Source organism: Roseateles sp. (assembly GCF_036404855.1).
In the GTDB taxonomy this organism is placed as follows: domain Bacteria; phylum Pseudomonadota; class Gammaproteobacteria; order Burkholderiales; family Burkholderiaceae_C; genus Pelomonas.
Genome location: NZ_DASWYS010000017.1, coordinates 1 through 9,470 on the forward strand (window position 1 = coordinate 1; position 9,470 = coordinate 9,470).

General features: G+C 66.3%; 5 protein-coding genes. All 5 read right to left on the reverse strand.

Going from position 1 to position 9,470, the window contains the following annotated elements:
• Positions 1 to 1,592 (reverse strand): glycosyl hydrolase 115 family protein (locus VGF12_RS01190; protein ID WP_331174220.1); only part of this gene is annotated, 1,592 nt, incomplete at its 3' end.
• On the reverse strand, positions 1,592 to 2,584 hold the full coding sequence (locus VGF12_RS01195) for a hypothetical protein (protein WP_331174221.1): 993 nt from the start codon (positions 2,582 to 2,584) through the stop codon (positions 1,592 to 1,594). The genes VGF12_RS01195 and VGF12_RS01190, both read right to left, overlap by 1 nt.
• On the reverse strand, positions 2,581 to 4,428 hold the full coding sequence (locus VGF12_RS01200; protein ID WP_331174222.1) for a rhamnogalacturonan lyase: 1,848 nt from the start codon (positions 4,426 to 4,428) through the stop codon (positions 2,581 to 2,583). The genes VGF12_RS01195 and VGF12_RS01200 overlap by 4 nt, the downstream gene beginning before the upstream one ends.
• A 106-nt stretch (positions 4,429 to 4,534) precedes the next feature.
• Positions 4,535 to 7,696, reverse strand: coding sequence for a TonB-dependent receptor (locus tag VGF12_RS01205; protein ID WP_331174223.1), 3,162 nt, complete (start codon positions 7,694 to 7,696; stop codon positions 4,535 to 4,537).
• A 387-nt stretch (positions 7,697 to 8,083) separates the two neighbouring features.
• A partial coding sequence (locus VGF12_RS01210; RefSeq protein WP_331174224.1) for a hypothetical protein occupies positions 8,084 to 9,470 on the reverse strand: 1,387 nt, incomplete at its 5' end.

The following is a 9,470-nucleotide window of genomic DNA, read 5'->3' on the forward strand; positions in this document are numbered from 1 at the left end:
CCGAGGCGCTCGTCCACGGCGGCGGGTGTCAGGCCGCTGCGGCGCATCCTTTCGCCCGGTAGGTGGTACTGCAGGTGCTCGGGGCGGCGCTCGAAATTGACGCGGTAGTAGCCGTCCCAGAGGTCCGCGATCTCCGGCACACCGAAAAGGCGCCGGGCCAGTTCCTCCAGGTACGCCGGCTGTCCCTGGGCACGCACGGTGGTCGGGTTCCAGGCGAGGTCGAACCAGTGGCTGAGGTTGACCTCATGGGGCTTGATGTCGCCCGCGTTGACGATCCACAGCCGCTGCGCGCCGGCGTCAAACGCACGCCCCATCTCCTCAGCCACCAGGGCGGGTGGCGTCGTACTCAGCCACAGGTAGGACAGCGGTGCGCCAAGGTAGCTCAGGTGGTAGTACACACCCGACCCACCCAGGCGTTTCGCCTGCACAGCGTTGGGGAACTGGCGCAGGTAGCCGAAGTTGTCGTCGGGCCAGACCAGCGTCACGTCGTCCGGCAATGCCAGGTCCGGCAGCAACGTCAGCACTTCCTTGTAAGGCACGAAGATCTGGGGCAGCTGTGCTGGATCGCCCACATGCCGAGCCAGCAGGTCGCGCTGGTCCTTGAGCAGGCCGTTCAGCAGCGCCTGCTTCTCAACCACCGTACGACCGCCCTGCATGCCGCTGTCGTGGATGCCGCGCATGCCCAGCGTGTAGAGGTTCTCGTAGCGACCGTTGGCCTTCAGCCGTTGGGCCCAGTACTCGCGCACCTGGGCAGCATGTGTCGCGTAGTTGTACTGGTCGTGCGGCGCAGTCCATTCGGCGACGTTGTTGCGCAACAAGGGCTCTGCGTGGGAAGAGCCCATGACGATGCCGTAACGGTGCGCGAGTTCGGCATTGCGCGGGTTGGCGTTGAAGGCACCCGACACCTGGTGCATGGCGGGCCACAACGTGTTGGCCTTCAGACGCAGCAGCAACCGGAAGACCTGCTCGTAGGTCTTGGGTCCGATGTTGCCGACCTCGGGCTCGAAGGTCCGCGCGGCCCAAGGGAAGAGGCCCCAGTCCTCGTCATTGATGAAGATGCCGCGGTACTTGACGGCCGGGCCGTCGCGCAGCGGCGCGTCGACGCTGATGTGCAGCGGGCCGCGCTTGAGCGGTGCGATGTCGGCCCACCAGTGCCAGGGCGACACGCCGAGCGCCCGACTCAGCGTGTAGACCCCGTATGCCGTGCCGCGGGAATCAGCGCCGACGATGACGAGGGCGTACTTCACGTCAGGCGCCGGGTCGCGCAGCAGCGCGATCTCGTAGCACTCCCAGCAGCCCTTGAGACCGCTCAGATCGAGATGGGCGGCATCGATCGCGGGGTGGCGTCCTGCGGTGCCGACCCAAATCTGCACCGGGCCCCTGCCACCGACGCTGGCTCGCAGGCCAAGACGCTTCAGGTCGTCGGCCAGGTCCCGGGCGACGAAGGCTTCAAGCGGATCGGCATCGGGCGCTGCGACGACGACGGCGCCGTCCAGCGGCACACTGCCCTGCGTGGGCTGGACGTTGACGCTCAAGTTCGCATGAACTGCACCGGCCAGGCTCAGCAACCAGGTCAGCAGCAACGCCCGCATCAGCGCGCCCCGAAGGCTTTGCGCAGGTCGGGGGGCGGCGCGTTGCGGTCAACGGCCAGCCAACCGTCCTTCAGCTTCAGCTCAGCCACCTGAATGACGGTGCGCTGGTGCCAGCGATCGTCGGTTTTGGCCTCGGGCTCGCCGCCCTGGTGTGTGAAGTAGAAGAGATAGGCCCGGTCGTCCACGACGGTCACGCCGGGGTGCTGGCCCTTGGCGCGGTCGGTGGGGTGCCGACCGATATCGGACAGCAGCCGCGCAGGCTGCTCCTCCCAGGCCTGGGCGTCATCGGAGCGCAGCACCAGCAGGCCCTTCCACAGGTCGGCCACCAGCCACCACTTGCCCGCGAAATGGAAGACGGTGGGGCCTTCGCCGGGAAGCTGGCTGACCGGGCCGCGCACGGTCCAGGTCGTCAGGTCGGCGCTGTCAGCCATCTTGAGCTTGCTGCCGCCCTGCTCGTCCTTGAACCACATGCGCCAGCCGCCTTGCGGCGCGCGGATGACAGACGCGTCGATGACCTTGGGCGAGCCCAGGTCCACGCGGCCTGCACACTGCCAGTTGCGCAGGTCGACGCTGGTCAGGTGCTCGATCCGGCGCTCGCCCGTCCAGCTCTTGTGAACGCCGGGCACGATGGTGAGCCACAGGTGGTAGACGCCATCGAAGTCCTGGATCTCGGGTGCCCACAGCGTGGCGCCGGTGCACTCGGCGGGGAACTTCGCCTCGCCCGCCGCGCGCCAATGGTTGCCGTCCTCCGTCGTTGCGATGCCGATGGGCGTGGCATGTACCCAGGTCACGTCCTTGGGATCGTCCAGCCTCAGCGCCGCGCGACGGTTCGTGTAGAACATCTCCCAGCGCTTCAGACCGCGGTTGAAGACGAGGGACACGTCGGCTGCGCCATCCAGCACTGGGTCGCGGTACAGCGGGCGCGGCGCAGGTTCGACGCTCGCGCAGCCGGCCAGGGCCAGCATCAGGCCCAGCAGGGCAATGATCTTCATGGCGTGGTGATGGGCAGGTAGCGCGGTGGCTTCATCGCGGCGCCGAGGTGGAAGCTGGTGTGCGGCGGCTGGTTGTAGCCCGCGTTCTGCGCAGCGACCTGCACACGGTATTGCGGGTCGTGCATCAGCGTGACGAAGCGGTGCTCGGTCGGTGCAGACGTCGAGAAGACCAGCAGCGCGGTGCTGTCTTCGTTGCGCCAGACGACTTCCTCTCGCCAGTCGCCGAACAGGTCGGCCGACAGCACGGGGTTGCCCTTGGTGCCGTTGTTGGACGCGGCCCCGAAGGCCTTGCCGTTCAGCAGGTTCTCGAACTTGAAGGTGGCGGGGTTCCACTTGTCGATGGAGACATGGTCCAGCGACTCGCGCAGCAGGTCGCCGTCCCACCAGGCCGCAAAGTTATAGCGATTGGGGTGCCTCTCGCTGATGCGCTTGCCGCTCGCGTTCATCAGGCCACCCACGTTGCCCCAGCATTCGGCGCCTGGGTAGGCAGGGTCGATGTCGAAGCAGACGCCACGGCCGACGTCGGTGTTGTTGCCGGACATGCTCCACAGCACCTTCCCGCTGGCCGCATCGTGCATCTCCAGGCCATGCTCGCCGTAGCAGCGCGGGCTCTCGTGGACCATGAAGATCTGCTGGCCGTCACGCGCCGGATCGAAGCTGCTGACGTGCAATGCATCACCGTGGCACAGGCCGGTGCTGTAGAGCAGCTTCCCGGTGCTGGCGACGGTGGCGGCGCCGTAGATGATGTCGTCGCGACCGTCGCCATCAACGTCGGCCACTGAGAACCAGTGCGCGCCCTGCCCTGCGGCGGGCTGACTCTCGGCGTCGGCATCGCTGTCGAAAACCCAGCGCTGCGCCAACTTGCCGTCGCGCCAGTCCCAGGCCGCCAGCACGGCGCGGGTGTAGTAGCCGCGCGCGAACACTGCGCTGGGGCGTCGGCCGTCCAGATAGGCCACGCCGGCCAAGAATCGGTCCACGCGGTTGCCGTAGGCATCGCCCCAGGCCTCGCCCTGGCCGCCGCGCGGCGGCGTGTAGGGCACGGTGGCCATGGCCGCACCGGTCAAGCCGTTGAAGACGGTCAGGAATTCCGGGCCGGCGAGCACATAGCCGGCGGCATTGCGGTGGTCGGCTTTGGCGTCGCCGATGACCTGGCCGGCGCCGTCCACCGTGCCGTCGGCCGTCTTCAGCATCAGCTCGGCCTTGCCGTCACCGTCGAAGTCATAGGCGAGGAAGCTGGTGTAGTGGGCGCCGGCGCGGATGTTGGGCCCCAGGTCGATGCGCCACAGCCGCGTGCCGTCCAGCTTGTAGGCGTCCAGCAGCGTGTGGCCGGTGTAGCCCTTGTGCGCGTTGTCGTGGGCGTTGGTGGGCTGCCACTTGACGATCATCTCGTACTGGCCGTCGCCGTCCAGGTCGGCGGCCGCGCCGTCATTGGCTTCGTAACGGTAGGCCACACCGTCGGGCGACATGCCGCCCTCGGGCTTTTGCAGCGGCACGCGCAGGTAGGGCTGGCTCCACGGTGCCACGGCGGCGGACGGCGGCAGCTCGTGGCCACCGACGACGGCCCGCACGCTGTAGAGGCTGTCGGTGCGGCCCTGCGCGTCGACGAGGTTGGTCAGCGCCTGCGGCTCGCGGTTGACGAGCTGACCGTCGCGGTAGACGTTGAAGCGCACGCCAGCCGGCTCTGTGCCCAGCAGTCGCCAGCTGGCGAAGACGCCGGAGGGCGTCGCCAGCGCGACGACGCCGCGGTCCAGCCGCTCCATCTGCCTGGGCTGGTGGGGCTGGGCCTGAGCCAGGCCGGCTGCGGCCAGCGACAGGCAGACGAAGAAGTGGCGCAGAAGACTCATGAAGGCAGTCACCAAAAAAAACGGCCCCTGCGTGAGCGGGGGCCGACGCGCTGTCAGCGCAACACAGGGGCCACGTCGGCCCGGAGAACGGGATGCGCTGATGCGATCAGAGCTTGTAGCCCAACGTCAGGTAGTAGCGGCGGCCCGACCAGGCGAGTTCATTGGGACGGCTCAGGTCGCCCGCGTACGTCAGCTCGGCCTGGTTGGTCAGGTTCTTGGCCTCGAGCGACAGCGTGAAGTTCTTCGTCGCCTTCCACTGGAACTTGGCGTCCAGGTAGCCCGTCTTGTCGCTGAAGTTCGGGTTGCCCGACACGTCGTTGCCGCCCGTGTAGTACTTGTCGCGGTAGGCATAGGCCAGGCGGGCGTTGAACATCTCGTTGTCGTACCACAGGCCCAAGTTGTACGAGTTCTTCGACAGGCCCGGGTAGGGCAGCACGGAGTTGTCGAGCGGGCTGATCAGCTCATTGCCCTTGGCGTAGCTGAAGGTCATGCGGGTGTAGTTGGCATCCACACCGAAGCCGCTCAGCCAGCCCGGCAGGAAGGTCAGCGCCGTGCGGCCGGCCAGCTCAATGCCCTGGGTCTTGGCGCCTTCGCCGTTGACGGCCTGCGTCACATCGAAGATGCGGCCGTCACCGTAGAAGTTGCTGCCGTAGGTCACGACGCCCTTGCGGACATAGGTACCGATTTCGGTGCGGAACGTGGCCAGGCTGACCTGCGTGTCGCGGCTGGGGTAGTACTCCACGCTCAGGTCGTACTTCGTCGCGCGGTAGGGCTTGAGATCGGGATTGCCGGCCGAGCAGGTGTCGGTGCCGTTGCCGCCGCGTGCCGGATCGCCGCTGCCGGTCGTGCAGGTGACGTTCGGGGCCAGCAGGTCGAGCGCCGGGCGCGCCATCACCTTGGCGAGGCCACCGCGAACCAGCAGCTTGCCGTTCATCAGCTGCAGCGTGCCGTTCAGGCTGGGCAGCACGTCGCTGTAGCTGTTGTTGATGGCCACAATCGTGTTGCTGTTCACCAGGACGGAGCACGTCGTCGGATTGGCAGGATTGCAGGTCCGGTCGGTGCGCATGCCGATCGACGTCACGTCGGTGCGGGCATAGCGCAAGCCGACATTGCCATCCAGCGGCAGGCCGAAGATTTCGGTGCCCCAATCCAGCCGCACATAGGCCGCCTTGATCTTCTCGCTGATGTCGAAGGCCGGGATCTGCGCGTAGGTCTTGCCGTCGTTGCCGGGCGTCTCGTACAGATACTTGTGGCTGAAGTCGCTGGTATCGAAGACGCCCGAGGCTGCTGCGGCCGAATAGCTTGGTGAGGTCCAGTTGGACGGCAGGCCTGAGACGTCGCCGTAGCCACCCATGAAGGTGCCGGGCGACTTGGTGCGAAGCCCATTGACGATCTCCTGCATGCGCGAGCCGGTCACATAGGACGTCTTGTAGCCGCTGTTGATGTAGGTCTGCGTATCGTTGGGGCGCTGCGCCGTGCCGGTGTACAGCGGGTCCCAGATGATGGTCTGGTTGACGTTGGCCGTACGGGCATTGATGTCCACTGCCTCGTCGGTGTTGGTCAGGCTGCCGTTGTTCTGCACCAGCCGGCCACCGCCGGTGTACCGCCGCGAGCTGGACTCGCGCGCCTGGCCACCGAACCACAGGCTGTGGAAGAAGTCGTTGTCCAGGTTGTACTGGAAGTCCAGCTTGCCCTGGCGCTCCTTGTTGTGGGTGGCTTCCGGACGGTACTGCAGCTGAGCCTGGACATAGGACGAGGCGTCGTCGGGGCTGTAGTTGGCCGGGAAGCTGAACTGCGGCAGGCGCGAGCCGTCGAGCTTGACGACCAGGCCCGGCGCGTTCTGCGTCAGCACGATGTTGTTGCTTTCGCTCCTGTAGTCGGACCTGGAATCACCCAGCAGGCCCTCGATGCGCCAGTCGTTGTTCTTGAACTTGAAGCCGGCGGTGGTGTACTTGGACTTGATGTCCAGCGCGAAGTCGCGCGCCGAGGTGCTGAAGGCACCCTGGCCGCCCCGCCCGGCCACGTTCAGGCAGTTACCCACCGTGTACTGCGTGACGTGGTGGTTCTCCACCACCATGCCGGCCGGCGTCGAGGCGCCGCTGACGTCCGTGCAGGTGCCGGCCGTGGCGACGGTGCCGTTGGCCGCATAGACAGGCGCGTTGCCACTCACGGCCAGACGGTTCACCGCAGTGAAGTCGGTGCCGAAGTTCATGTCGTTGAGCTTCTGCGCCTGGGTGTTGACCTGATGGCTGACGTAGGCGTCGAAGTCCTTGCTGAACTTGTACTGCGCCGTCACTTCGGCGGAGCTGCGCTTGTGATCACGCTCCCAGATGCCGTAGCGCGAGATGCGCGGCGCGTAATCGAACCACTGCGACAGGCAGGCGTTCTTGTCGGTGGTGTTGGTCAGCGAATTGCAGCCGGCCGAGGTCGTGACGGCGGCAGCTGCGGGGTTCAGGCTGGTGACGGTCTTCTCGGGCGAGAAGTCCCAGTCGCGCAGGAACGTCCACGACGTGTTGCGGGCGAAGTCGCCGCGCGTGTGGATGTCGTCGTAGACCAGGTTGGCCATGACGCCCAGCTTGCCGTCCAGGAATTTGTCGGCCAGCAGCAGCGTCGCGCGCGGCTGCGTGCCGCCGCGCAGGCTGCCCTGCTCGGCCGCCAGCGTACCGGCGATGGTGCGCTTGGTGAAGTCCAGCGGCTTGCGCGTGTTGATGCGCACGGTGCCGCCCACGCCGCCTTCGGTCAAGTCGGCGGTGGAGCCCTTGACGACGTCGATGGAGGCGATCAGCTCGGAGGCCAGCTCGCGCAGCTCGGCGCCGCGGCCGGCACCGCCGTTGGTACCCAGCACTGACATGCCGTTGATCTCGACGCGGTTGAGGTCGGGCTCGACGCCGCGGATGGCGACCTGCGAACCTTCGCCGAACGAACGCGACAGCTGCACGCCGGTGATGCGCGACAGCGCTTCGCCGACGTTCTTGTCCGGGAACTGGTCGATGTCTTCCGCGACGATGCTGTCGGTCACCGTGGAGGCATTGCGCTTGCGATCGATGGCGCTCTGGATGGAGCGACGGATGCCCGTGACGGTGACCGTGTCCAGCTGCTGCGTGGCCTTGTCGGCGACCTTGGGCTCGGCTTCGGCCTTCTCGGTGGGCTTCTCGGCGGTCGCCGGGGTCTGCTGGGCGTGGGCCTGGCCGGCCAACACAGCCGAGATGGCCAGTGCCAACGGCGTCCAACGCGAAACCGGCATGCCGCCGTGAATCTTCTTCAGCATTTTGTCTGTCTCCAGAATATCTACCAGGATGAGGCTCGATATGAGCCCTCTTCTTACTGCCCCGGGGACAGTCTAGGCCGAGGGTTTTACGCCGTGTTCACAAGCCGGCAAAGAATCACGACCGTGATTGCTTCGCCCCCGAGAAAACCCTTGAGGCACCGGCATTTCGATCACGTTCGTGATTATCCCGGCCCTTTTCGATCACCGCCGTCTCTGCGAGCGATCGAGCCAGGCACTCACGCCCTGCAGCGCCGGCATGGGGGCGCAACCAGCGAGCGATTGAATATGGGTCAAACCATTTCTCATAAACAGCTTGGCCCAAGAAAATTAGTATCAAATATTCCGGATGACAATGATCCGATGAATATTTTCACCCCAGGAAATATTTCAGGGCTTGCGGTCCAGCCAGGCCTGGGGCACCGGCACGATGCAGATATTCATCTCGCGGCCGTCGGCGGACAGCATGGCCGACTGGATCTGGATCTTCTTGCCATCGGGGCTGAAGGTCGGGTGCGGATGGTCGCGCGCCGTCGTCTTGTGACCGGTAGTGAGCACGATCATCTCGCGTGTCTTGCGGTCGATCAGATAAAGGCTGCGGCTGAAGTCGTCACCGGTGGCAAAGCGGCCGTCCGGCGAGCCGTGCACGTGCCACAGGCCGCTGCCAGACGGCGTCTGACCGGCAATGGTCATTTCCCGCGTGCGAAGGTTGACGATGGCCAGCCCGGTCGGCTTCTCCCGCGTGCCTGCATCCCCCCAAGCCGCGTCCTGGCCCGGGTTGGCGCCCTCGACGCCCGTGCCAGATGGCCGGTTCGGATCGACGACGCCCGGAATGGCGCGATGGCCCATGATCGCCATGGCCACCTCGTCCTTGCCGATGAAGGCCTCGTGCGTCACCCACTCATAGGGCGCCTCGGGGTAGAGCGGGCGCAGGCCGGTGCCGTCACCCTTGACTGTCCAGGTGCGCTGCGGGGACTTGCCGCCCGTCTCCCAGCTGAACACCAGTTCACCCGGGTTCCAGGTGTTGCTCTGGATATGCCCGATCTGGAAGGGCACGGAGACGACGTGCTGGATCTCGCCCGTCTTCACGTTTATCTTGCCAATGGCGTGCGGCCCAGCGCCCATGCCGCGCGGGCCGAAGGGCGGCTCGATTTTGGTGCCGGCCGGCAGCTTGGCACCCGCGTAGGCCTTGCCCTGGATGCGGAAGTAGAACCACTGGCCGTCGGCATCCAGCGCGTTGTCACCAAAGGCCTCCAGCTCGGCCGGCAGCGTGGCGAAGACGCGCTGATAGGCGTTGGCCGGCTTCATCGCGCCGGCCTTGCTGTCCGCGAACACGCGGTCCAGGTCCACCTCGACGGCCTGCCTGACCTTGTCATTGGCGGCGCCAGCCGGGTTCTTGCGCAGGAAATAGAGCTTGTTGCCGCCTGACTGGGCGAGATTGAGCATGCCCTCGTAGCCACCCTCGGTGACCTGCACCATCTCGCCGCTGGCCTCATTGACGGCGATGGCCTCGCCCTTCACGCGGTTGGAGCGGAACACCAGCCATTGGCCGTCAGCCGTCCACTGCGGGTGGCTGGGGTAGATCTTGGAATCGCCGCGCGGCTGCGTAGTCAGAAAGGTCAACGGTGTGCCCGTGACGGGGTCGGGCACAACGCGTTTCTCGGATGGGAAGCGCTGGCCGATCTGGGCCCATGCGGGCGCCAGTGCGATGAGCAGGGTCAGCAGCAGGGAGGTCTTGCGAAGCGCCATGATGGATGTCTGTGTCGAAGTGGCCGCG

What these genes read in the sequence shown, in the direction of transcription:
- VGF12_RS01205 (WP_331174223.1), bottom strand. Translation starts at nt 7,696, where the DNA reads ATGCTGAAGAAGATTCACGGCGGCATGCCGGTTTCGCGTTGGACGCCG.
- VGF12_RS01195 (WP_331174221.1), bottom strand. Translation starts at nt 2,584, where the DNA reads ATGAAGATCATTGCCCTGCTGGGCCTGATGCTGGCCCTGGCCGGCTGC.
- VGF12_RS01200 (WP_331174222.1), bottom strand. Translation starts at nt 4,428, where the DNA reads ATGAGTCTTCTGCGCCACTTCTTCGTCTGCCTGTCGCTGGCCGCAGCC.